The sequence below is a fragment of the Cytobacillus solani genome (genome assembly GCF_001420595.1).
In the GTDB taxonomy this organism is placed as follows: domain Bacteria; phylum Bacillota; class Bacilli; order Bacillales; family Cytobacillaceae; genus Cytobacillus; species Cytobacillus solani.
In genome coordinates this window covers 2,279,058-2,305,047 of record NZ_LJIX01000006.1, presented here as the reverse complement: position 1 = coordinate 2,305,047, position 25,990 = coordinate 2,279,058, and the positions used below count along the sequence as shown (strand labels likewise).

The following is a 25,990-nucleotide window of genomic DNA, read 5'->3' as shown; positions in this document are numbered from 1 at the left end:
GTTTTTCGTCTAAGGTATTTGAGCAAGGATAGTAACACAATGTGTGGAGATCCACACGAGGAGGCAACAATTATGGAACAAGGTAAAGTTAAGTGGTTTAATGCAGAAAAAGGTTTTGGATTCATCGAGCGTGAAGCAGGAGAAGACGTATTCGTACATTTCTCAGCAATCCAAAGCGAAGGTTTCAAATCTTTAGACGAAGGTCAAAGTGTAACGTTTGAAGTTGAACAAGGACAGCGTGGCCCACAAGCTACAAACGTTCAAAAAGCTTAAAAATAGCAGATAACAGACCCTAAATGAAGGGTCTGTTTTTTTATTTGCTTAAATTGCTTTTATCTGTATTTAGGGACAGTAGGATTGCCAATTTAAGATAATATACAGAACAAGAGACTTTATCAACAAAATGAAAGCCCTATTCAATAAATGAATAGGGCATGTGCAACAATCATGAAACACAATCAGTAATAGTACAAATGGTAGACTAAGTATAGCACACTGTAGCAGTAATCGCTAATTTAACATTTTTATGGATATTTTTCCTTCTACAATTAAGATTAAGATTAAGATCATGTTCTAGTTATTCCATTATAGGGCGCGATTGTTGAAGAAGGAATTAAATATTATAAGTTAGAAAAAAGGATTGTCTCCAAACAAGAGGAGACGTATCAGGTTGTCCTGTTTTTTTATTTCATTTTTCTAGTTTACATAATATATATTATAGGAAGTTGAATTTCGAATAACACTCTCTGTCTCAATTTCAAAGTATACTTAAGATAGTGAGACGAACTAAAAAAATTCATGAACTACATGTTTTTCATATGGAATTGTACGTTGAAACAAAGTTGTATACATATTGGAACCCAAGTTGTATACATAAGTAAATTTTTGATAAATAATCTATACAGGTCAATGTTTTCTGTCTGTTATTGTGAATCAAACCTGTATACATAAATTACATCGTGTGAACGAAATTTGTGTACATACCATATTTTGAAGCAAAGTTGTATACATTAATTCCTCTATTTTCTTCAGATTTGAATTTCCATAATTACCCAATATCACTAAATAAAACTCAGATTATTATAAAATTACCTTTCATTTCATATTCTATTTATCAAGTTATATAAGTAACACTGCATAAAATCCTTCTGCAGTGTTACTTATTGGTTTGTTGGAGAAGAAACTACTTTCGGGTTCTTACAAGTCGAAATATGCTTAGTAATAAAAACAAAATACTAAAAGTCCATAAGATACCTGCGATTGCTATATTAAATGAAGCCTTTTCTGAACCCATGCCCGTTGGATATTCAAACGTATTTATTGATATCAATAGGTTATATCCTGCAAATGTGAATAAGACTAAGTAAATTTTAAGGTAAACAAATGAAAGTATATCAAATTTACGATTCATCCAAAGAACAACAAAAAAAAATTAATTGTGTTGCCATTACAATTCCAAATCCCCAATTCAACATACCATAAATCTCTTCTTCTAAAAACAACGTTAGTCATTTCCCCCTTTTTTAATATATTTTTTATAAAATTATCCTACTTCGATTGTTTAAGTACATTTTTTCAGGAACATCATACTATCATTACCATAGTATTCAATTTTTCTTAAAACTCATAGTCGGAAAACTACTTTCTGGGGCTTCCCAAGTATCTTCCCCATTCTTTACTTTCGTTAAATAACTTCTTTTGCTCAACAAATGACATAAACTGCTTTAAGCTCATATACTTGTACAGTTTAATTTCAGGTTTTAAATCAGTTGTTTGATCCCCTTCTTTTTTATAGTAACCGTCTTCATTCTCCGTTAACGATCTTTGCAAAGTCATCAAGAGTAGTTGAATACTTGATATAGATCCGTGGTAAAAGATAGAATTCGTCTTTTATGCCCTTCTCAGAAAATAGTTCAGGAGTTGTCGTAAGTCCAAACATAAAGTATTTCTTCGTTTCTGCTACGACCTTGTTACTAAAATTTCCGTATGGATACGCAAGAGCATTAACTGGTTTGCCCGTTATTTTTTGAATTTTTTCTTTGGACCCTTTCAGTTCATATTCATAATTTTTTATTTTCGTCAAATCAGGATGTGTAGCAGTATGAGATTGAATTGAGATAATCCCCGAATCAGCCATCATTTTTAAATCCGATTTCGATAATCGGTTGGAGCGACCGATAAAGTCAGAAATAATAAAAATGGTACCAGTTGGTTTAAAACGTTCGTTTTTCAGTTTTTGAAAGATACCAAATGCATTCAAATTGTTTTTATACCCATCATCAAAGGTAATGAAAATGGGTTTGTTTACTTTATAAATGTCTTGCCATCGATCAAAAGTTAATAATGTGTAGCCATGGTCTCTTAGATAAATCATTTGTTTCTCGAAACTCTTTGGTGTTACATATAACTCCTTAGAACCCTGCCCTTTAAATTCGTCAATCGAATGATATATTAAAATAGGTATTTTACGTTGAGCAAAAGCTTGTGATGGAAGATATAATATAAGAAGACATAGGAAAAACATTGCAACCTTTTTCATAAAACACCTCGCTTTTTATCCTTTTTATTATTTTCCAATATATTGTTCCTCAAAAACATAGGACTATTATGATTTCTCCAATATTACATTCCATCTACCATTGATCAATTGTGACTTTGATAATCCCAAATAACATGCTAATTTTTATTGCAAGTTTTATATTGAAGAGCAAATTGGCGAGACTTGATGATAAACTTCCAATAAAATTCCAGAATCTTCAATATACGAATTTAGCTGAAATGGTACTGGGAAACTGGGAATTTGATAAGGAATCTATTGATTTATTTAATATTACAGAATTTCTTCAAATGCAATTTTAAAAAGAAATTTATGCCGCTCCAGAAAAATTATAGTTTAGGTATTTTAAAGGATGATTCAATCCAAAACAGTACAAGCGTGTTTTGATCAATCCTTTTTTCAAAACACGCTTGTTCTATTCGCTCTTTTATAAAAGTAGATTAAGTTACTATAGCAACCTTTATTCCAAGGATTCATTCATAATTGGGCATTCATCTTCTAGGTTCTAATAATTTTGCAATATTCTCATGACCCATTTCAATTGCATACATATATGCGGTCATATTTGAGTAGTCCATAAGATTTGGATCTGCCCCTAGCTGAAGCAAAACTTTAATTGTCTCTTCACTTTCCCCTTGTGCTGCATACATTAATGCGGTCATGCTGCTCTCTGAATCTTGGAAATTAACCTCTGCTCCCGCTGAATGAAGAGTTTTAATGATGTCTGCCCGTCCTTTTGTAGCAGCTGTCATCAGTGGTGTCATCATATAACCTGATTCATTATTTGGATTTGCACCGTTTTCAAGCAGGATTTTTACCATTTCACTATCCCCTGCTTTTATAGCCCAATCCATTGCTGTGTAACCGTTATAGTCCTCGAGATCAATGTCTTCATGAGCTTTGGCCAATTTCTCTGCCATTTCCTGATCTCTATTGATGACAGCTTGGATAATTGGGGGGGTGTCGGATACTACTTCTACAGATTCATCCTCAAACTCCTCAAAAGGAGTAAAGGGATTCATGGCACTCAGTCCATAATAAAGACCGCCAAAAAACATTCCGAATCCGATTAAAGCAATGAAACCATATACCCAATTATTGCTTTTCGGAAGAATAATGGGAGAATCCGTCTCCTTAAAATACGTCTGGAGAGCATGAATCCGTTTAGGAAGTGGTGGATGCGTCGAGATAAATTCGCTCAGCCAGATAAAGAATCCTTTTTCATGATTGATTTGCTTTATATACTCCGACTGGTTAGTCCGATAAAATAGTTTTTTTCCGATGGCTAGCATCATCAAGCTATTTTTTGATGATGGCAAATTGCCGCTATAGTAAGCCGCATATCGGTCACAAGTGTATTCACAGGCACGCAAGTAGGTCTCTGCTACACCAGGTATCCACATGGAAGGCAGGATAAACGCCATCTTTCCAATATGGTTTCGTTTAATATGTGCCAGCTCATGTGCCAGGATAAAATAAAGCTCATCCCCCAATTCATTTTCAATCAAATCAAATATCTCCGAATAAACGATGACCATATTCTTTCCAAAAAAGCGGGTTGCAAAAGCATTCAGCACCCCACCTGACTGCATAACATACACATCCGGAACCCTTTTGAGTTCCATTTTCCGGCATAGCTCTTCTACTTTAGAATAAATTTCTGGAAATTGGGCGATGGACAGCTTGACTGCATTCGTCCGAATTCGTCCGATTGCCATTCCATGCAGCAAAAAAGACAGCAAGAATAATACCAAAATAATAGGCAATCCGATAATAGACAAACAGAAAAAGATGTAAGAAATGACACTAATTAGACAAACAATCCAAAAATAAATTTTCTCTTTATGGTAAATCAAATCTTTAGGCAATATTTCTTGTGTATTCAAAGTTATCTGTTCTCCTTTTGTAAACTAAGGAAATTATATTTGGTTTGAAAAGGTTTGTCACTAATCCTCATTTTCCCATTTTTCAATAAAAGTCCCTCCTGAAAGTCAAAAATTCAGGAGGGATTTCATAAAAGTAAGTGAAGATGATCATTATGCCAAAGTAAATATTCTTTTAACGAGTGGTGTTGATAATATTCTTCAGGTTGGATGGTCATTTCTTGTCCTATTTTTACAACCTCATCGAAAATATCTGATTGATTATCCTCTGCCAATTTTTCAAAATCGGGAATACCATCTAAATGATCATTCCAATCTACTGCATAAACTTTATCAAGATTGCATTTTTTTGCTACTTGAAATCCAATTTGGCGGATTTCATTTGAAGATAAGCCCCTAGTGGTTGAATAAGGTACTAGCCTTCAACCATTTTTAAATATGGTATCTCTTCTCCATTAACAATTGCGATATATGCTGGTGTATCTGTTTTAAATATCTTTGTTCCAATGGGCAATTTATTCGCTGTTCCGCTTTCAAATTTGGATGCCTTATTTGCTTGCTTTGTTATTTCGCCTACCTGCTCGCCTAATTCATATTTCAATTCTTTTACCCATTCAACATCTTGTGCATTTGAAAACACATACCCATCAAGTAGAAAAATATCAGCATTGCCGTACTTTAGATATTCTTTTGGAGTTGGATTACTGATGGAACTACTTATGTAGTCATTATTACAACCAACCAAAAAAATCAATAAAATACTAAGTCGAAGCAAGTCTTTTGAAAAATTCACTCTGATACCCCCTTCATGAGTAACAGACGAAATAATTTTGAGGTAATTCCATTAAATGGACATAAATTTGAAATAGACGCAATCATTTTTAAATAATCGTGCCCTAGTTTAGTCATTGTAAAGCAAAGAAACAAAAACAATATGTTCTACTCCTCTTTCCCTTGCCTCTATTAAAAAGGCAACATATCTTCTTTTGGTGTAGCTAATTGTGGGGGACGCATTAGAAAAATTTTCGAGACACTCTCTAATGAATCTACATGCTTTTTGTAGTATTTAAGAATAACAATCAAAAAAAGATTAAATAAAATAATAAAGTTTTAAATTGAAATCTTTCTCTCGAATTATATTAAAAAATTATGAAACCCGCGGCTTAAGATAGCTCAGCCGCGGGTGTTTTTAAAATAAATTAAAAAATATGTTACTTATGTAAGTTTCCCCAGTAATATTGACTAATAGCAATACCTAGTACATCTGCAGTTCGATAAAGTTCTTCTAAATTATTCTCTATCCCACCTACTTCAATAATTACACTATTAGCTAATAAATCCTGATTATACACGCCATTCCCTTGTTTCTTATCTTTTATGATGACTCCTCTTGAAAGACCTGGATAATTTTTTTCAATTACTTCGTTAATACCTTTCGTAAATTTAATATTCTCCTTGTAATTGTCATGTGCACTTCCAATTACAAATGAAATCTTAGCAAATGAATTCCCGTTTATATTTACTGTAGATAAATTTCTTGGTAATGCATCGCGGTGAATATCAAACGTCATTTCTAAGTCGCGATTTATTCTCATTTCATTTAAAACAATCTCTCTAGACATTTGATAGGAACTACCAAAATTTAGATTTCGTTTATTCAGCATTTTTATTACATCCACATCATTAACCATATTCCATATACCATTACGTTTCAATGATTTTCCTAATCTTTTACCTATAAGTGATACATTTAACTTTGAGTGATAAGCTTTATTGGGAGTTGTTCCATCTTTAAAATAGGGCAAAAAAGATTCACGATTATGAGAAAAATATATAAAAGCAACCTTACGACCAAATGTACTATGATATTTTTCAGTATTAATCTTAGGCATTCTTAAAGAATTTTCATTAAATGCATCAATTTTTGTTTGATCTAGTGCAGCATCTTTTTGAAGCGCTGATTTGTCTGGTAATATTTCATTTGACTGTTTTTCATCTTCAATATTATTGTTTGGTATAGCTGCCTTATTTTTTGAAATTGATTTTGTATTATTACTGTCATTTGTATTTTCCATTTCCTTTTTTTCCTTGCTCTTATCCTCTATTACATGTTTTTCTTTGTTGACATCGAGCACCTTTCCATATTGAAAAATAATAAGCGCTAGTAAACAAAAAAATAGGATAATCGAAATTGCTAGTAATACTTTTATTGTCCTTATGTTAAAATTTCTCACTTTACTCCCTCAAGTACATTATTTTGACTCTTTTTTTATCGGATTAAATTAAACTTTATTAATGTAAAAACTATTTCCATTTATATTAACATGCAATCTTTATAATAGAGAGATATCACCATCAAAGGTATGATAATAAGATTAATTAAAACCCATAAAAAAATGGCCAAAAAATGACCATTTTTTTCATTTAATAAGAATATCAACCAATGGGCAATACTTATTAGAAATGGTTATCTTAATTTTCTAATGATTTTTAAACCCAAAGAATTGTGCTTATATTATTCAATCGGTGATAATTCACTTTCTGTTACCCATTTATGATTTTTCACTTCAATATCACTGGTAGTTGTTGTGAAATCAACCATATACACAGTAGTTTTTTCAGCAGTATCAATTACTGCTTTAGCACCATCCATCCCCTCCATATGAGAAGCATCAATAGTAAATTCGGATCCTGGATCTAATGGTTGGTCACCAGCATCTGGAATTTCCTCATGAATCACCCACTTATGATTCTTCACTCTTTCTCCGCCTGTAGTTGGGTCATAAGAAATGGCATATGCAGTAGTATCAAAGGCTCCTACAATGGTTGCTTCAGCTCCCTTCATACCTTCCATATGATCAGAATTGATTATCGCTTTACTTCCAACTTTATAAGTTGGATCTTCGGCAACTTTCAAACCTTCAGGTACTGCACCTGAGCTGGACATGTCCATATTGTTATGATCCATTCCTTCCATTTCCTCTGAACCTTCTTTATTTTCTTCACTGGCTGTAGAGTTCTTCTCTTCATTATTCTCTTTGCCATCATCCGTTCCATTAGAGCAGGCTCCTAACACTAAGAAAATGCTTGCTAATAGTGAAATTAACACTGGCTTTTTAATTTTTTTAATCAACATTTATATAACTCCTCCTTCAGTATTTAGTAGTAACATAACAAAAAAATGTGCAGAAGTTCTGCAGCAGTTTCAAAAAACTAATTAATATGGATCGCTTTATCTGTATTCCCTTTTATCAATAAAATATTCTTCTTTGTCCCCTTTCCCCCCTCTTTAGTTGAAATCTCTATTTCTTCTTACTACTAGGAAGAGAAGAAAACCCATTAAATTCCAAAGTGATTCTTACAAGAAGGTTGGATAATAGTCTACTCATTCTTTGTACATTTGATTGATGATGTATTCTGGTAAATTAAGATTTTCTAAAAAGGATCTCGTTACCTTTGTTCCGTTTGCTTCCTGATTTATAAAGTTTCCCCATCGGCCAATGACTTGCCTACGAATAGTACTAGGTGCTGTTATATCCGCTAATTGCAAAATGAAACACCCTTCTTTTTAGCAAAAATGATTGTAGTTAATATTCTTCCAATTAAAACGCCGTGAATATCAATTCCACCTCTCCTGATTGGGATAATTTCACTAGGGTTTTGGGAGAAATAGTTCCATTTAAACAGCACATAGTAAATTCTTGCGCTAATAATCGATTACGGATTTTCCCACAATAATAGATCTGCAATTAAGCTCTTTTTGGAACTACTTTAATATAGATTACAATACGTATACGGAAAATTTGTACAAAAATGATTAGTAGGTAGGCTTGTAAAACACTCTTAATGCGTTTCCTCTAAACACAAAGCCGTTACCCATTATTAGGTAACGGCAGTTAGAAATCTAATATTTTTATTCCTTAGTTCATGATACTAATCCCATTAGGCATTTCCCCGACTTCAATTGTATCAATCACTTTATTTTGTTTTGTATCGATAATCGTAACCGTATTTTCAAACATATTTGTCACATAGAGTCGCTTGTTATCAGAGCTTGTTACAACTCCATGAGCACCCTTGCCTGTTTCAATCGTAGCTGTTACTTTTTTTTCTACTAAGTCAACTACAGAGACTGAATTAGATGGAACTTCTTCTGTTCCTTGATTTGCAACATATGCAAATTTATTGTTTCCATCAATATAGACTTGTGCTGGACCATTTCCAACTTCTACTTTTTCAATCTGTTCAGTTTTTACATCTACGATTGCAAGCATATTTTCTGAATTCAAAGTAGCTACAAGCGTTTTACCATCAGATGTAATGCCTGTTGTAACTGGAGTTGAACCAACCTTAATTCTTTTCTCTTCTTTCAACAATTCTAAATTTACAACACTAATAGTATCTTCACTCATATTTGCAATATATGCCTTTTGACTATCTGCAGAAATTCTAAAACCATGTGGTCCTTTTCCCGTTTTAATCGTGTCTGTTACAGTAAAGCTTTTCATATCAATAACGGAGACATTATTATCTTCCGTATTTGTTACTAAAGCATACTTCCCATCCTCTGTGAAAACAAAGTGAGCTGGATGACTGCCTACTTCAACAGTATTTAACAGTTCATTTGTATCAGTGTCAAAAAACAGGGCTTTTCCCATTGAGCCTACCCCATGTGAATTATTGTTATGTGAACTATCTCCATTTGATTTTTCGTGAGAATCTCCATGTGAATCATTACCATCAGACTCACCATATGATTCTTCTCCATGTCCCTCACCACCTCCTAGGATAACTGTGGCACCTAGCATTTTTCCGTCTGGTGATACCTGAACATTATGGACTACTCCATCAACATCGATTGTATCTACAACCTTATTAGTAGCTGCCTCTATTTTGGAAATACTTCCTCCCTCATTTGCAGTAAAATAATATTGGATTGTTTCTAAGTCTGATTCACTTGTATCTTTGGTTTCCACTGAAGACTTATTTACTTCATTCTCTTTTGCTACTGGTTCAGAACTTTTATCCGACTCTGTACTACAACCTGCAAGTATTACCCCCAGAACCATTAGTAGTGTGATCAAACTCATTTTTACTTTTTTCACTATTATTCCTCCTTTTTTTATGACATTGTTATAATAATGACTGCAATTTCTTCAAAGTGTGATGCAGTTCACTCAGTTAAAAAAAGAATGTCAACATAGTAAAGTTCTGTGAAAATCCCTAGAAACTGCAAACTTTACTATTAAAATTAATTAATTTGCTAAATGATTTATCCAAAGATTTTTAAAGAACTAATTTACAATAGTCCTAATTTCAAATATTTTAAAACAAAAAAACTCGTCAATTACTGACGAGTTCAAGCTGATATTTTTCAGAAGATCAGCATTGTTATTTTTCCATTTTTAAGGAAACAAATAAAACAATATAAAATTAACTTAGACTCTCATACTCCAATTTTTTATTAACTTGTGGGTTATTCCAATTTAATTTGTTTGACCATTCCTTGTAAATGGCTACTAGTTGCTCTTGTGCTGAAGCCGCAACTTGAATCGAGTTTTGGTTATTTTCTTTAGAAATTAATAATAAGTCCAGTCAAGAGAACAGTCTACTTTTAAAACCCCCAGTAAGTAATAGTATCGAAAATTCCTAGAATAAGCATAAATCCTCCTGCAATTTTTTGAACTACTACACCAAGCTTTCGACCATTTCTTCTTATGAGTGACCCACCTAACTCTAGATACCATATAAGAATAATAGCAATGATTAATGGAAGTGAAGTCCCTATTGCAAAAATAATAGGTAAAATTGCACCGTAGCTTACTGCTGAAGCCATTGGCATAAGAGTAACAAAAAATAAAGTAAACATGGTTGGACAGAATCCTAACGTAAAGCTTACTCCCATTAAAAATGCACCTAAACTTCCCTTTTGTTGAAATTTCTCAGGTATACTACCAAAAGTGAATGTTTTATGAAATTTAATAAGACCAAGCATAAAGAATCCAATTAGGATAAACATCGGACCTACGATCCTTCTTATCCAGGGGAAATAAGTTATAAATGAAACTTTAATTTCACTTCCCAATAACCAGACTAAAAAACCTAGAACGGAAAATACTACTATTTTTCCTGAAATAAAGAAGAGGACTTTCTTCCAAGCTATAGTTTTTTGAACTGATTGATTTCCATATATCGTAATTGCTCCTAGATTCCCTGTAAACTGGCAAGGAGCTAAAGCACCGACAATACCTAGTATGAATGCTGATAAAATAGGAATACTTTTTGTACTTAAACCAATATTGACTAACGGTTGAGTAAATAGATTGCTAATTTGACTGAAAAATTCATACATCTTCTTTTCTCCTTATATAAGGAATTCATTCCCAATATCATTATAATTACAAAAATGTGTGCAGATTTAGTTGAGAAGATTTGGGGGAGATTTCATTTTAGTAGTTCGAAAACACGGAGATATTAAATGCTTCGAGTCATTTATTCAATTCATCAAACTATAATAAATAAAACTACAGAAAGTAGTTCTGCAGTTTATTATAACGAGTAGCAAATGAATGTCTTATTTTATGAACAGTAAGTGCTAGTTTCCAAATGCATTAAGTTTTATTTTTTCTTCTTCTTTTCAATAATCATTATATTATTTATATTTATTATGTAATATAACTTAATAATCTATCAAAAGAATTGATCTCAGCATATGGTTTTATTGCGGTATCATTTTATTCATATGAGGATTGAACCATATGCCCTTTATATTTGCATTTTGACAACCACCAATATCCTTTTCTATGTCATCTCCAACGAATAATGCGGCTTCCGGTTCCACATTAAGCTGATTTAATGCTAATTCAAATATGCGTTTGTCAGGTTTACTACATCCCACTTCTTCAGAAATAAATATGCTATCAAAACAACTATTTAAATGCGTGTTAATTATTTTAGCATTTTGTCTGTGAGTTGAGCCGTTTGTTATAATTGCAACTTTAACATGCATCTTTATAGCATTTACGATATTTATAATATTTTGGTTTATAGTAAAACAATGAGGAAAATGAGTATTCCAAAAATCTTGAATGTCATTTCGTGGCAAATTATATTTTGGTGGAAACTCATCAAAAAAAGATTCAAAAACTTTTGTTTAATCAGTATAGCCATAGCCTCTTCTATCATATTCCTTGAATTTTAGCAACATTTCATTTTTGGTTGAATTTTCAACACCCTCATAACACTTCTCTAAAATAATTAAAAACATTTTATCTACTGCCTTATCCCTATTAAGTAAGGTATCATCTAAATCAAATAGCATTGCTTTATAACCTTTCAAATAACTTCACAACCTTTCTCACATTATATTAATAATCTCTAATTGGCACTTCAAACTTTTAGTTTACAAAAAAATGTCGTATTCAACTATCGCACCTTTATCTGAGTAACTTATCTAAATTTTTAATGGGCAGAAACTGTTTTTATCTGCCATCAAAGACCTATATAATAACGAAGTTGTTGCCTACTAAATTAGTAGGCACAAAGATTACAAACTAGTCTTGGATACGATTAAAAAAGCCATAAAAAGATGAATTGTAAATGGAATCTTTCTTCATAGTGATCAAGGATATCAATACACGTTCAATAACTATTAACAGCTACTCTTAATATATAAAATGAAAGCTAGTATGTCTAGAAAGGGAAACTGTTGGGATTACGCTAATATGGAAAGTTTTTCAGCCTGATTCTTTAATATTTAGATTTATTGATCAGCTTACTCTCACTCATATATGTAAGTGAGGAAGTTTAATTTGCGCTTCATTACATTATTGGTAGAAAAATATCTCTTTAAAAAGAAGAATACCTCTAGAAAGAATTAGAGGTAAAACAATGCTATAACCCTTTCTTCATTACCGCAGAAAGTTATAATACTATTTAGTTGTCTATTTATTACCGTGCGAAGCGATGATTACCAATAGTTATTGTCACTTGACGGGAAAGGATCCATTTACTCGTTGAGGTTTTGGGATTATAAAAATATAATGAGCCTCTTCCCTGTCCTCTAAACGCTATGGCTTCTTCTACAGCCTTCCTGGAAGCGGCATCTGCTTGACGATTGATTTCTCCGTTTTGAACAGGTGTAAATGCATAATGCCCACTTACTTTTTGATAGATTACTTCCTTTACAGTGTTTGGGAAGAGTGAACTGTCGACTCTGTTTAAAATCACTGTAGCAACTGCCACTTTTCCTGCATAGGATTCACCCTTAGCTTCCGCAGTTACAAGACGTGCCATGAGTTCCTTATCTGCTTTTGAAATTGCAGTATTTGGGATAATTAGTTTTTCTCCAGACACCAGTAAATCACTAGATTTGTTATTTGCTTTCATTAAGCTGGCCACAGGAACCCCATAATTGTTCGCAATGGTCCAATAAGTTTCGCCTTTATGTACTTGGTGAATATTTGTTGCTGCATCTGATTGTGAGCTAAAACCAAATAGTGAAACGGCTAGAGCTGGTACAATCATTAGTTTCTTAAACTTATTCATCTTATTAGCCTCCTATTTTCCTCATAGAATGATATATTAGTAGGCTAACAGATGTAATAATGTTATTCATGCTCCAAAATATGGTATTTTATTAAATATCCCTGTGTTTCCCAAGAATACTAATAAGGTATTAGTTATGGTTAAATATGGAGAAGCTATTTTTCATACAAAGGTTTACTTTATATACAAAAATTGGTTTTAATGTAACAATAATTTCGAAAGTGTAACAACTTAATCTAGTGATTAATTTAATGAAACATCAGTCCAAAAAAATTGTTCATTTACTTTTCACTTTTTCATAACCGCTAAACCTGATTATCTTGAACTAATTTTTATTCATACTATCTGCATGTTTTACCTGCTACTAACTTGTTTCCGGCCTTAGCAGATTACACACAAACAAGCGCTCTGGTTTTTCCGAAGATCAATAGTTACCTGATTGCTAAACTTTTTACTATATCATCTTCTAGTCTGCTAGGTTCAGTTGTCGGTGAATATCGGTCAACTACGAGTCCGTTTGTATCTACCAAAAATTTTGTGAAATTCCATTTAATATTTTTCAATAAAATTCCACTCTTTTGTTCCTTTAAAAAAGTATATAATGGCTGTTCATTTTCTCCGTTCACATCAATTTTAGCAAATATAGGAAAAGTAACCCCGTAATTTCTTTGACAAAACTGTAGTGTTTCTTCTATATGATCAAACTCTTGTTTATTAAATTGATCACAAGGAAAACCTAAAATTTCAAGCCCCTGTTCTTTATATTTTTCGTATAGTTTTTGAAGTCCTTCAAACTGAGGAGTAAATCCACACTTGCTTGCTGTATTCACAATGAGCAGAGTTTTTCCTTCATAATCCCTCAAAGATTTTTCACTGCCGTCAGCCTTTTTCACATTAAAATCATATACTGTTTTCAATTAAACTCCTCCTAACAATTGACTAATTAGTATTTTTAATCCTCATGTTTATTATTAGATATTTTATAGGTAAGTATATCTGATAAAGGTATCCTATTTGATATCCTTTTAAGGATTTTTTACTATATTTATTTTTTTACTAAGTAATGTAATTCAACAAACGTTTCTGTTCCCATCTTTTTTTATCCTTTTATTTTCTTTTGCTCTTTCCTTATACACAACATCATTCTAGCCGCAGTATTCAAGGAAATGCAAATCACTAATTAAGAGGAAGGCTTTTTGTCAGTTTGGAGAAAAATAAATTAGCTGCTTCACACGATCAGCAATAAGCTTGGTTCTATACATTGATAAAATTTGTAATGTATCTTCCATTAAAAAAGAACATTTTAAACATTAAAACGATAGCCAGCCCCCCACACAGTTTCCAAATATTTTGGATGTGCAGCATCCCTTTCGATTTTTTCCCTGATCTTCCGAATATGAACAGTCACTGTTGAAACATCACCTGCTGAATCTTCACCCCAAACTCTTTCAAATAATTGTTCTTTACTTAAAACTTGATTAGGATGCATGACAAAGAATGATAATAAATCAAACTCCTTAGTTGTAAAAAATACATGCTCATTATTTATATGAACTTTTCGTGCCACTTTATCAATGGACATTCCATGAACATGAATGGTAGATGTGACATTTCCTCCTGCTAATCGTTCATAACGTGTTATATGGGCTTTTACCCTTGCCACAAGTTCACTTGGACTAAAAGGCTTTGTAATATAATCATCTGCTCCTAATCCAAGGCCTCGAATTTTATCAATATCCTCCTTTTTTGCTGATACAAAAAGGATAGGGATGTTTTTAACAGACCGTATTTTTTGACAAATTTCAAACCCGCTTATACCTGGAAGCATGATGTCTAAAATAATTAAATCGTAATTTTCCTGTAATGCACACTGTAGTCCGCTTTCACCAGAATGCTGTATATCCACACTAAAACTGTTCAATTCTAAATAGTCCTTTTGCAATTCTGCAATACTTACCTCATCCTCAACAAGCAGTATTCTTTTCACTTTTCATCACCTATTTCTATCACTTTATTTAATGTAAAGAAGATACTTGTCCCCTTAGCAAGCTCACTTGTAGCCCAAAATTCCCCTCCGTGCTCAATAATGATTTTTTTAACAATGGCTAAACCTAAGCCGCTTCCACCCGTTTGAGAGTTCCTCGACTGCTCTGCGCGGTAAAAGCGATTAAAAATATAAGGCAAGGCTTCTGGTTTAATCCCGCTCCCATTATCTATCACTTGAATAATTAAATCATTGGATCTTTCATGTAATGAAATACAAATATGTTTTTCATCTTTATTCATATTTTTAATACTATTATTTATTAAGTTCGATATCACTCGTTTTAACTTTTCTCTATCAGCTATAACATAGACTGGTTTTAATCCAGGGCTTATTTCTAAAAGGATACCCTGCTGAACTAGATCAAGCGATAGTTCTTCCACAAAATCCTTTAAGTATTGGGTTAGTTCTACCTTCTCAAATGAAAACTGCTCTTTTTGAAGATCTAATTTAGAAAATAAAAATAGTTCATCAATTAATAGATCTAAGTCTTTAGCTTTTGTATATACGGTATTCAAATATTTGTTCATTTTTTCCTGTGTGTTTGCTACTCCATCTTTAATCCCCTCAACATACCCAATTATAGATGTAATCGGAGTCTTTAGATCGTGAGATATATTAGACAATAATTCTTTTCTATTTTCTTCGTATTGTATCTGGAGATCTACAGATTCTTTTAATTTGATTCTCATTTCTTCAAAAGCTTGATTCAACTGTCCAATTTCATTCTTTGAAGAAGTAACAATTTGAAAGTTTAAATCTCCAGACTTTATCCGTTCGGCACCTTTTCTAAGAACAGATATGGGCTTAATAATGCTTCTTGAGACCAAATAATTCAATATTCCAATCATCATAATAAAAAGGAGGAGCAACGAACCTAATAAAATTGGAAATAATTCCTTTGACAACTCTGCATAGGAACTTACTTTTCTTAGTACAAAAATACTCCCTTTCTCATCATCGGAAAAACGAAAATCAAACTTTACATAGGTAAAAAAAAGGCTTCCTACTTTTATTGTATCTCTCGTATTGATATTGGTTTCTTCAAAAGGAGGGAGTTCATTTTGTAAATTGTTCCCGCGATAGGAAGGTGATATATACGTGATTTTAGCGTTCTTTCTAACAATAATGCTTATACCTATTTGATTAATTTGCTCAATTACCTCTTGATCCAGTAATTTCTCAGGGCTATGCTTTGCCAATAGTTTTAAATCGAGGAACGCATTTTCTTCTGCAGCAGTTAAAGGTTTTTGAACATACGTATTTTTGTAAAAATGCTCGATTGATTTTATATCCCCAGTTATCGAAAATATGATTAAAAAAGTAGCGGCCAACAATAATCCTATTGATATAATAATTACTCCAATATACGACAACAAAAACCTTGTTTTAATTGACATGATCAATCATCCTATAAATCGCCTTTCGTTTTGAGTATGTAATCACACTTTACAAACTGATTGCTCCATAATTTTACATATACATTTTTAATACTGCCATTCTGATTGAATTTAACATGCTTTGTATCCAAATGCCTACCGACACATATGTAAAATAGCCGGTTGAGAAAATGAATTAAAAAACAGCTGAGGGAATGGTCTTCACCATTCCCTTTTTAACTCAGACTAATCATATTTAATATGTCTTAATGTGTAAATTCTGGTTTTAGGTCACCGTTATAAGGTTCATGCTCTACAAATACAGTTATATCATTCCCATCTTGGTCTTTGCCAGTTCTTTTATAAGTAAATTTATTATTATTCATCTCTGTAATTTCGAGAGCTGCACCATACTTATTATTTCCAATTGAAACATGTGCCCTTATTTTATTTTCATGTACAACAGCAAAGTACCCATAATCCCCACGGCTTTCACCTGTTTCCGCATTAAAGAACTCATATTTATTCGTCTTATCATCAAATTTTGCTAGACTTATAAAATTTGAATTATATTCTGTTACATTATTGCCATCTTCATCTAAGACAAGTGTACCATGCCATAGAGTACTTCCTAAAACCTTATCACCAGCTACCTCTTTAACAATATCTCCTGTTGTATTGTCCAATATCTTATCAGGATCGGTAAAAGCTAGCTCCTTTTCTTTGTAAGGGACATGTTCAACGAATACTTCTACATCGTTGCCATTCGCATCTTTCCCCATTCTTTTATAAGTAAACACTTCATTATTTAGTTCTATCATGTCAACAACCGCTTGGTAGTTCTTTGATTCTGAAATTAGAATTCTCATTTCACCATCATTAGTAATAAAGAATGTCCCTTTATCCCCGCGGCTTTCACCTGTTTTAGCATCAAAAAACTCATAATGCCCTGTCGTTTCATCGTATTTTGCGAGTCCAATGAAATTAGCATTCTCAGTCGTTAAATTATTATTATCTTTGTCATATACTTTTGTTCCTTGCCAATCTGTACTGCCAAGAATCTGACTCATTTCCTGACCTTTAGTCATACGATCTTCTTGCAGCTGGTTTTCATTTTTTACATCTTGGTCTACATTCGCTTTCGTTTCCTCTGCATTTGCTGCTTTTCCAATTGAAGAATTTTCGATTGTGCCCTGATTAGATTGACAAGCAGTAAGCAGGGCTATAGAAGAAATACCTAAAACCATCGCTAATTTTAATCTTTTCATAATAAACCTTCCTCCGAGTATCTTCTCTTTTATTTTATTCATTGAATCTAGTAAAAATCATATTACCTTCACCTAGTAATTGCTGAGAGGTAATATTTTCAGGATATTTCCAACTAATAGGAAAATTACTTAATAGCTAGAAATTCTTCATCATTCATATGATTTGGAAGATTAGTAGTATAAAACCTCCTTGAAAATACTATTCTTAATGATCACCGCCTGGTTACTTGCTTCGCGTTCCCTCCACACTTATAGATTAGAATTACTAACATCTTGATTGTACAAATAACAACTTAACTGGCTATAAACTGCATCTTAAAAATATAGAAAAAAAGTATAAAATAAATTTAATATTTACCTATTTAAAATCCCGTACATTCCAGAAATATGGCTGTCTTTTATAGGGAAGGATTATTATCATTAATAGAAGATAAAGTGTCAATATCCAATACAAACCTAAATGTAAGCTCTAAAAACAGAAAGACTCCATTGAATGGAGTCTTTGCTTGTAGAAGTATTTATTATTAATTTTGAGTTTATTAAATCACTTACTGCTATTCTTATTTAGATTCAAGAGTACCTGAAACAATATTTCCTTTAAACATGGTAGCAACTCGGTTAGATCTTCTAGCGACCGCTTCAGCGGAACACGATGCTTCAACGAAAGCAAAACTTGCTTCATCTCCAGCTTTTGGCCAAACTTGATCTCCATTTTGATTTAGAGGTGTTTTTCCACCGGTAATAAAATAGAGTGTTTGTGCTAATGACCGTTCATCTGTCCATCCTGAAATTTCTGCTAAACGACCTGCTCGTTCTAGAATGTCTCCATTTCCAAATGGGGACCAAACATCCAAAATATTATCACACCCAACTGCAACTGTTACCCCTTTCCTATGTAATAAGCCCACAGGTGGAAACTTTCTCCCTAAAGGGACACTCGTAATAATTGTAATTCCTGCATCAGCCAATCGTTCTGCCATTTCTTCTGCTTGATATTGAGATATATCGCCAAGTCCAAATGCATGACTAATTGAAACTTTTCCTTGTAGACCAGCATCCTTTGTAAGCTGAGCCAACCTTTTCATAGTAAAGATCCCTAAATGGTCAGCATCATGTAAATGCAAATCTATTCCCGCTTCACCTTCCAAAGCCAGTGCGACCATTTCTTGAAGAGAGGCTTCAATATCTCCATCAACTGTAGCTGGATCTACACCTCCTATAAAGCTGACTCCTTGTTGAAGAGCTTCTCTAACTAATTCTTTGGCATTTGATCGTAATAAACCATGTTGCGGGAATGCAACAATTTCATATGATAACTTACCATTAAAAGTTTGAAGTGCTTTTTGAACCTCTTCTAAATTCTTTAATCCCACTTCAGGATAGATATCGACATGTGTCCTTACATGTGTAACTCCGGCTTTTAAATAAACATCGAGTAATTTTTCTGCCCGTTCCTGTGTAGTCGTTCCCAATGCAGGAAGAGTATCCTTCTCTATTTGAAGGCGTTCAAAAATACTTTTAACTGGTGTAACCGGACGCCATCTATCTCCTAGTAAAGTTTTATCTAAATGACAATGTTTTTCGATAAACGATGGAAGAACCAACAAGTGGTTTGCATCTATTTTCGGTAAATTGTCTGTAATGGCTTCGTTAGCAGCAATAATCTTCTCAATCTTCCCAGCCTTAATTAATAGATGGCAGGATTCAGTATTTGTTCCTGTTATAACTTCATTTTCTTTATGGTAGCTACTCTCTAACCGCGAATTTATTAACCAAAATTCAGAACTCATCTTAAACCAAACCTTTCTGTTATATATATATAATTATAGTGAACCGGAAACTACTTTCCCTTTAAAAAATACAGCAATTCTCCTTGCTCTTCTTGCTACAGCCTCAGCTGAACAACTCGCGTCAACAAAAACGAAGTCAGCATCGTCTCCAACTTTCGGCCAAACTCGTTCTCCTTCATCGTTTAAAGGGGTTACGCCTCCAGTAATAAACCTTAAGGTTTGCCCTAATGAACGTTCATCGCTGAAACCAAAACGTTCTGCTAACATACCTGCTTTTTCTAAACTATCTCCTTTTCCAAATGGGGACCAGTGATCGGTTATACTGTCATCACCTAATGAAATCTCTACTCCTTTTTCCTGTAAGAGAGGAATTGGAATCGTTCTTCTAATAGGAACAGAGGATGTAATTGATATCCCATTATGAGCCAGCAGTTGAGCAACTTCACCTGCTTCTTGTGGGGAGATGTTCGCTAAAGCTAACGCATGGCTTATCGTCACCCTTCCTTGCCATGCTGCTTCCTCTGTTAAAGATGCCAATCTCTTAAACGTAAAAATTCCGAGTTGACCTGGATCATGAATATGGAGATCAATGTTTGCATTTGCCTCAACCGCAAGTTCCATTACCGTTTGTAATGATTTCTCAATATTTTCGTCAATAGATGCTGGGTCAACACCACCTACTAAGGAAGCGCCATTACGCAATGCTTCTCGAATAAGTGAAACAGATTGACTTCGTAATAAGCCATGTTGCGGGAAAGCGACAATTTCGATGGAAACTTTACCTTTGTAAGCCTCTATGGCTCGTATAGTGGCTTCAAGATTTTTCAACCCGATATAAGGATCAATATTACAATGAGTACGAATATGGGTAGAACCGGCATGCAAGAGTAAATCTATTAATTTTTTTGCTCTTTCCTCTGCAACAGGTAATAAGCTCGGAAGTAGTTCCTTCTCTTCTTCTAATCTTGTCACAATTCCCTTCGTTGGAACAGTTGGTGCTTTCCACGGGCCGCCATAGTATGTTTTGTCAATATGGATATGCATATCTCTAAAGGATGGCAGCATTAAAAAATGATTTGCATTCCATCTAGGTAAATCGGTTTCTAACTCTTTATCTGCTGAAACAATTTCAATTACTCTTCCATCTTGAATTCTCACATGGAAACTTTCTGTTTTTGTTCCTGTAATAGTTTCATTTTCATAGTAATAACCAACTTCTAATCTAAGATTAGTTAACCAGTAATTATTATTTGTCACTTTCGTTTGCCCTCCTTTATTAGTTACTGCCACGCTTAAGCAGGATTGCTTCTATTTCTCGGAATCCTCGATTTTGAGCATGTTTTAGCGGTGTAATCCCATCTTTATCCGCTATAGAAACATTCGCTCCGTGGTCAACTAATAATTGAACTATTTCTTGATATTCCTTTTCCCCGTCTCCTAAAATAATCGCTTCCAATAATGCCGTCCAATGCAAATCATTGATATGATTAACATCTATATCCGAATTAGTGAGAAGTTCTTTCACAACCTCAACATGTCCACGTTCAGATGCTGGAATAAGGGCTGTGCCTCCAAATCGATTTGTAAGTGAAGTATCTGCCTCTGCTTCGATTGCTAATTTGACAACTTCGATTATCCCTTCAGCACCAGCGTACAACAGTACGTTATTCAGATTTTTATCACGAATATTAATGTCTGCTCCCTTTTCTATTAGAGTTCTTACCATTTCTGTCTGATTGTTATAGGTTGCTGCCATTACAGCTGTTCTTCCGCTGTTATCTGTCAAATTGATGTCACTCCTCTATCAAGTAACTTCAATACGTTCTCAATGTCTCCTTTCTCCGCTGATTCAATTAATTGTTTTTGATCCATCATCTTTACCCCCTGATCTGTTTGTAATCTATTTGAAGGACTTTGTAATGATTCCTCATTTGACTGACACGCAGTGAGCAGAAAAACATATAAAACCAAGAGAATTCGATCTTTCATCATTTCTTTTCCCTCCGATACTAATATGCTATCATTGGATTAACTATATGAAAAATATAAAGAAAATAAGTCTTACTAATATTTTTCATATAGTTAAAAGGAGGCTCTTTCAAATGGATATTAGACAGCTGCGATATTTTATAGCCATTGTTGAGGAAGGGAAGATCTCTGCAGCTGCAGAGAAACTTCATATGTCACAACCGCCATTGAGCCAGCAATTGAAAACGATGGAAGAGGAACTTGGGACGAAATTAGTAGAAAGAAGTGGAAAATATTTTAAAGTTACAAATGCAGGGAAAATCTTATATAAATATGCATTACAAATGACCCAATTGATGGAAGAGGCGAAAATTGAGGTAAAAGAAGTCGGAAATGGGGTAAGCGGTCCACTAACAATAGGTGTTAATACATTTTCTGTAGATAGGTTATCTGAGATTCTACAAGAAATTCAAAAACAATATCCTAAAGTTTCATATAAAATACTCCAAAATGAATCCTTTCATCTCTGTCAACTAGTTAGAAATAGAACGATAGAACTGGCATTCATTCGTTTGCCGCTTAATGTGGATGATTTTTCAATTCTTCACCTATATACTGAGCCGTTTTATTTTGTTACATCCAACAAGCGGAAAATAATTGATGAAGAAGTAACTCTTGATAAAATTAAAAAATGTCCACTTATTTTACCAAGCACGGAAGGTTTAGGTGTACATTATTTGATTTCCGAGGCATTTTCACGGCTTACCTTACAACCTCATATCATTGGCGAGTGTTCAGATATTACACTTTTGCTCGATCTAATTTCAGCCGATTTTGGCACATCCATTGTTCCAGAAACAGTTCTTAATCGGCATAGAGGATATCCTATACATGCATATAAAATAGAAAGTAATGCGTTTTCTTCCCCAATAGGTTTAATATGGTTAAAAAATCATAGTTTATCTAAAGCCGCACTCAATTTTGTTGATTTATTCAAATCTGACCAAAAGGAATGAGTAAAAAAACAGGCACATGTTGTGCCTGTTTTTTTATTCACTATTTTGCGTATTATTAAAGAAGATTTCTGCAGATTCTTTTTTCAAATTTGATACTTTCTTGCTCTTACCCATTTTCCCATCGGACTCATAGCTCAATTTAAATGATTTTTCCTTTTTCTTTTCCACTATATAATCACTCCCTTTACTATTATCTTGTTTCAGCTTAATAACCTTATACGATATTTCTTAAAAAGATCAAAAAACAAAAAAACACAGGTATCCATTCCTGTGCTTGAGCGGAGGAGTTACGTTCCTATAAGCTGCATGGCTTCATTTAGATATTGACGAGGGGTTTCATAATAGATAATTTTATTATATTCTTTATAATTTGATTGAAAATGAATATAAATCGGTGAATCTAATAGCCATGGATAGTTAGTGAAAAACGTTCGATCACCATATATCATTCCCGCTAGAGCCTGTCTTGCCTCCCGTTGAAAGATCAAGAAACGTATTTGAGCATATTTTTCATCAAATGATTCATCACTAATAAAAATCTTTCCACTAAGGACGTATTGACCCATTTGCGGTATCCATTCAGCAAGCACCTCATCACGGTATTCTACTTGTATGACGTTGAAATCATAATGATAGCCAATAGATAAACAAGATTCTCCTGTTGTTTTTGATTGTGACCACGTATACTTTCTACGATCAACTGGTCGAAATTCAGTAGCAGGAGGCAAGTATTGGACAGTGATTTTCGTTGGATCCCAATGACTCATTCTATGTGACCCCCTTTTACAGCTCCATTTTCAATAGTTTATGAAAACTACATACAAAATGTGATTAATGCCTATTTTTCTTTCTTTTTCCTTCCATAATTTTCGTGTCCTTTAAGATCCATTTCCCATTTTCATATATCCATGTAGATTGAACATTTGCAATCCAATCTGCATGGTAAGCGCCGCTTATAGCTTGAACTCCCATTAATCCATAATTTTCCCCTTCTACAATAACAGGTTTTAAAATAGAGTATCCATTCACCATTAGCTCTGTAGGTTCACTAAGCTTCCCATTTATAAAAAGACCGCTTTTTTCATAATCCATGCCCCTATTCCTTAAATCAAAGGTAACTGATTTTCCTGTCTCCTGAATTGTGATTGATGCTTTATAGCCATTATTAAATTGCCCATTAATTACTAGTGGATCAGGAACTGTTAAATCTGTGATCTTATAGTCCTTTAAGGTATACAAATAATGATTAGAAATTCCACCACTTCCACCTGTTTCTATACTCACATACATATCCTTCACGGCATCATGGTTCAAATCAACAAACTGAACCTGTGGATTATAACCGCCATCAATTTCTGCTTCGTATTCTTTCCCATTTGATGCAGAAATGTGCAGTTGAATTTCTTTTAAAAATTGCTGCCCTTCCTCATATGGAATCCCATTTATTTCAATTAAATCTTCTTTTCCATCCCCTGTTACATCGCTGTTATTCTCTGAAACAGTTATCCACTTATTTTTATTTTCACCTGCATAAACGCCCGTAATCGAAAGTGTCATAAAGAAAAGAGCTGCAAGCGCAAAAATCATTTCTTTTTTCATTCAAAATACCTCCCTTGCATTCTTATTATATTATGTCCACTTTTGGAAAAATAATGTAAGAATATAAGGGTTATTAAAGAAAAAAGCCCCCTGTATCTTATACATCAGGAGGCTTCCATTTGATATTACCCTTTATTTTTCAATGCTTCTTCCTTTGTTTCCCAGCATTCAATCCCATCTAATCCAGGAATGGAATCTGCATAGAAAACAGGATCTTTCCCTTCTTTACGCTGAGCCTTGTAATCCTTTAAAGCAGCGAAAGCTATTTTTCCTAGCATAACAATGGCAACTAGATTGATTAATGCCATAATCCCCATAAATAAATCGGCAAGATTCCAAACAATCGCTAAATCAACAACTGCACCGAAGATCACCATTCCGATAACGGCTAAACGATAGACGAATAAAGCCGTTGGGCTGTTTTTAATAAATTCAATATTTGTTTCCCCATAATAATAGTTACCAATTACTGATGTAAATGCGAATAAGAAGATTGCTACAGCAACAAAAATTGGTGCCCATGAACCAATATGGGAACTTAACGCAGCTTGAGTTAATTGAATCCCCGTTAAATCGGATGTTGAAAAGTCTCCATATAGTAGAATAATAAACGCTGTTGCTGAACAAATAAGAATTGTATCAACAAACACACCTAATGTTTGAATCAATCCCTGTTTGACTGGATGGCTAACAGCGGCAGTTGCAGCCGCATTCGGCGCACTACCCATTCCTGCTTCATTTGAGAACAGGCCTCGTTTAACCCCCATCATAATTGCAGCACCAATCGTTCCACCGAGTACCTCATCCAGTCCAAATGCCCCTTTAACAATCATAACGATCAGATTTGGAATTTCAGAGATATTCATGATGACCACTGCAATAGCAACGAATAAATAAATGACAGCCATAATTGGCACAACTACTTGCGAGACATTGGCAATACGCTTAACTCCACCAAAAATGATAATTGCTGTTAGTACAGCAAGAATAATTCCAATCGTTAAACGGCTAGTTCCAAAAGCTTCATTAAAAGCTAGAGAAATTGTATTTGATTGGACAGAGTTAAACACAAGACCAAAACAGAATGTAATAATAATAGCAAAAATAATCCCCATCCAGCGTTTATTTAGCCCTTTTTCCATATAATATGCAGGCCCGCCTCGGAAGCCGTCCTTATCCTTTACTTTGTAAATTTGAGCAAGCGTACTCTCGACAAAGCTCGATGCAGCACCTAAAAAGGCAATTAACCACATCCAGAATACAGCTCCAGGTCCACCAGCAGCAATAGCCGTTGCAACCCCAGCTATATTCCCAGTTCCTACTCGTGAGGCTGCACTAATACAGAAAGCCTGAAAAGAAGATATTCCTCTTTTCCCATCTGCGGAGACCATTGACTTGTCGCCCAATATACGAAACATTTCCCCAAAATAGCGCAATTGAACAAATTTACTTCTGAAACTAAAGTATAGACCTAATATAATTAATGCTGCAATTAAAATGTAGGTCCAAATGATGTCATTCAAAAATCCAATTATTGATTCTAATAATTCCATGCTTTTCCTCCCATGAGTTGTCGAATCTTGTTAGATGTCTTGCTATTTCAAAATAATATTACTTTTTTTAATCTATCAAAATTATAATTAATAGACAAGTTGATTTTTTTCCCTATAGGTTTTTTCTTCTTAGAAAAAAAGATAATCCCCCACCTTAGGGGGCTGTTGACAAACTAATAGGATTTACCAATACCTGTGTAGAATTTAATTATTCTATACAGGTTTTGTATTGGGGGAATTTTTATGATGGGTCGTAAAGATGAATATCAAAGTAAACTAGAGTTTATTGATTTAAATACATTTGTTCCTTCAAATCATATTCTTCGCCAAATTAATGAAAAGATAGACTTCTCTTTTGTATATAACAAAATGGAAAAATATTATTC

The 25,990-nt window shown here is 33.7% G+C and carries 19 protein-coding genes and 5 pseudogenes; 2 read left to right on the top strand and 22 right to left on the bottom strand.

The window, feature by feature from the left end:
- The first annotated feature begins 72 nt into the window (after positions 1-72).
- Entirely contained in the window at positions 73-273 is a 201-nt protein-coding gene (locus tag AN957_RS13350) for a cold-shock protein (protein WP_053474558.1), read from the top strand.
- A 1,531-nt stretch (positions 274-1,804) separates the two neighbouring features.
- Here the strand turns inward: AN957_RS13350 and AN957_RS13345 are convergent.
- From AN957_RS13345 to AN957_RS13270, 18 genes and pseudogenes are all read right to left on the bottom strand, one after another.
- Positions 1,805-2,539, bottom strand: a complete 735-nt coding sequence (locus AN957_RS13345; protein WP_053475982.1) for a polysaccharide deacetylase family protein — start codon at positions 2,537-2,539, stop codon at positions 1,805-1,807.
- Positions 2,540-3,048: 509 nt separating this feature from the next.
- Positions 3,049-4,443, bottom strand: a complete 1,395-nt coding sequence (locus tag AN957_RS13340; protein ID WP_056684594.1) for a M48 family metallopeptidase — start codon at positions 4,441-4,443, stop codon at positions 3,049-3,051.
- A gap of 125 nt (positions 4,444-4,568) precedes the next feature.
- Positions 4,569-4,820: pseudogene (locus AN957_RS29185) on the bottom strand (DUF5694 domain-containing protein); the annotation flags it as partial.
- Between the two features lie 35 nt (positions 4,821-4,855).
- Positions 4,856-5,233, bottom strand: a complete 378-nt coding sequence (locus AN957_RS13335; protein ID WP_056684591.1) for a hypothetical protein — start codon at positions 5,231-5,233, stop codon at positions 4,856-4,858.
- Between the two features lie 418 nt (positions 5,234-5,651).
- Positions 5,652-6,674, bottom strand: coding sequence for a stage II sporulation protein P (spoIIP, locus tag AN957_RS13330; RefSeq protein WP_053475978.1), 1,023 nt, complete (start codon positions 6,672-6,674; stop codon positions 5,652-5,654).
- A 281-nt stretch (positions 6,675-6,955) separates the two neighbouring features.
- Positions 6,956-7,576: a YdhK family protein gene (locus AN957_RS13325; protein ID WP_053475977.1), complete on the bottom strand. Its 621-nt coding sequence runs from the start codon at positions 7,574-7,576 to the stop codon at positions 6,956-6,958.
- A 225-nt stretch (positions 7,577-7,801) separates the two neighbouring features.
- Positions 7,802-8,199 (bottom strand): annotated as a pseudogene (locus AN957_RS27390) (prolipoprotein diacylglyceryl transferase family protein); the annotation flags it as partial.
- A gap of 161 nt (positions 8,200-8,360) precedes the next feature.
- A complete protein-coding gene (locus tag AN957_RS13320) occupies positions 8,361-9,545 on the bottom strand; it encodes a YncE family protein (RefSeq protein WP_056684588.1) in 1,185 nt (394 codons plus the stop codon).
- 509 nt (positions 9,546-10,054) lie between these two features.
- Positions 10,055-10,792, bottom strand: a complete 738-nt coding sequence (locus tag AN957_RS13315) for an urease accessory protein UreH domain-containing protein (protein ID WP_053475975.1) — start codon at positions 10,790-10,792, stop codon at positions 10,055-10,057.
- Between the two features lie 313 nt (positions 10,793-11,105).
- Positions 11,106-11,761 (bottom strand): annotated as a pseudogene (locus AN957_RS13310) (HAD family hydrolase).
- Between the two features lie 629 nt (positions 11,762-12,390).
- Entirely contained in the window at positions 12,391-12,987 is a 597-nt protein-coding gene (locus AN957_RS13305) for a cell wall hydrolase (protein ID WP_053475974.1), read from the bottom strand.
- 431 nt (positions 12,988-13,418) lie between these two features.
- Positions 13,419-13,904 (bottom strand): glutathione peroxidase, encoded by a 486-nt coding sequence (locus AN957_RS13300; RefSeq protein WP_056684585.1) that lies wholly within the window; start codon positions 13,902-13,904, stop codon positions 13,419-13,421.
- Positions 13,905-14,290: 386 nt separating this feature from the next.
- Entirely contained in the window at positions 14,291-14,974 is a 684-nt protein-coding gene (locus AN957_RS13295; protein WP_053475972.1) for a response regulator transcription factor, read from the bottom strand.
- Complete coding sequence (locus AN957_RS13290) at positions 14,971-16,431, bottom strand: sensor histidine kinase (RefSeq protein ID WP_056684581.1); 1,461 nt, start codon at positions 16,429-16,431, stop codon at positions 14,971-14,973. Before AN957_RS13290 ends, AN957_RS13295 begins: the two co-directional genes overlap by 4 nt.
- A 245-nt stretch (positions 16,432-16,676) precedes the next feature.
- A pseudogene (locus tag AN957_RS13285) lies at positions 16,677-17,501 on the bottom strand (DUF4822 domain-containing protein); the annotation flags it as partial.
- A gap of 737 nt (positions 17,502-18,238) precedes the next feature.
- The gene (locus AN957_RS13280; protein WP_056684578.1) at positions 18,239-19,468 is read right to left on the bottom strand and encodes an amidohydrolase; all 1,230 of its coding nucleotides are present in this window, start codon (positions 19,466-19,468) and stop codon (positions 18,239-18,241) included.
- Positions 19,469-19,501: 33 nt separating this feature from the next.
- On the bottom strand, positions 19,502-20,725 hold the full coding sequence (locus AN957_RS13275) for an amidohydrolase family protein (protein ID WP_056684574.1): 1,224 nt from the start codon (positions 20,723-20,725) through the stop codon (positions 19,502-19,504).
- Between the two features lie 19 nt (positions 20,726-20,744).
- A pseudogene (locus AN957_RS13270) lies at positions 20,745-21,340 on the bottom strand (ankyrin repeat domain-containing protein).
- Between the two features lie 230 nt (positions 21,341-21,570).
- Between AN957_RS13270 and AN957_RS13265 the strand changes: the two are divergent.
- Positions 21,571-22,452 carry a LysR family transcriptional regulator gene (locus tag AN957_RS13265; protein WP_056684571.1) on the top strand — a complete coding sequence of 294 codons (882 nt, stop codon included), beginning with the start codon at positions 21,571-21,573 and terminating at the stop codon, positions 22,450-22,452.
- A 33-nt stretch (positions 22,453-22,485) separates the two neighbouring features.
- Here AN957_RS13265 and AN957_RS28845 read toward each other — a convergent pair whose 3' ends face one another.
- The 4 genes from AN957_RS28845 to AN957_RS13250 all read right to left on the bottom strand — a co-directional run bounded on the left by AN957_RS28845 (position 22,486) and on the right by AN957_RS13250 (position 25,604).
- The gene (locus tag AN957_RS28845; protein ID WP_256376273.1) at positions 22,486-22,620 is read right to left on the bottom strand and encodes a hypothetical protein; all 135 of its coding nucleotides are present in this window, start codon (positions 22,618-22,620) and stop codon (positions 22,486-22,488) included.
- 119 nt (positions 22,621-22,739) lie between these two features.
- Positions 22,740-23,219, bottom strand: a complete 480-nt coding sequence (locus AN957_RS13260) for a staygreen family protein (protein ID WP_056684568.1) — start codon at positions 23,217-23,219, stop codon at positions 22,740-22,742.
- A 64-nt stretch (positions 23,220-23,283) separates the two neighbouring features.
- Positions 23,284-24,051: a hypothetical protein gene (locus AN957_RS13255; protein ID WP_056684565.1), complete on the bottom strand. Its 768-nt coding sequence runs from the start codon at positions 24,049-24,051 to the stop codon at positions 23,284-23,286.
- Positions 24,052-24,176: 125 nt separating this feature from the next.
- Positions 24,177-25,604 carry an alanine/glycine:cation symporter family protein gene (locus tag AN957_RS13250; RefSeq protein ID WP_056684562.1) on the bottom strand — a complete coding sequence of 476 codons (1,428 nt, stop codon included), beginning with the start codon at positions 25,602-25,604 and terminating at the stop codon, positions 24,177-24,179.
- Between the last annotated feature and the right edge of the window lie 386 nt (positions 25,605-25,990).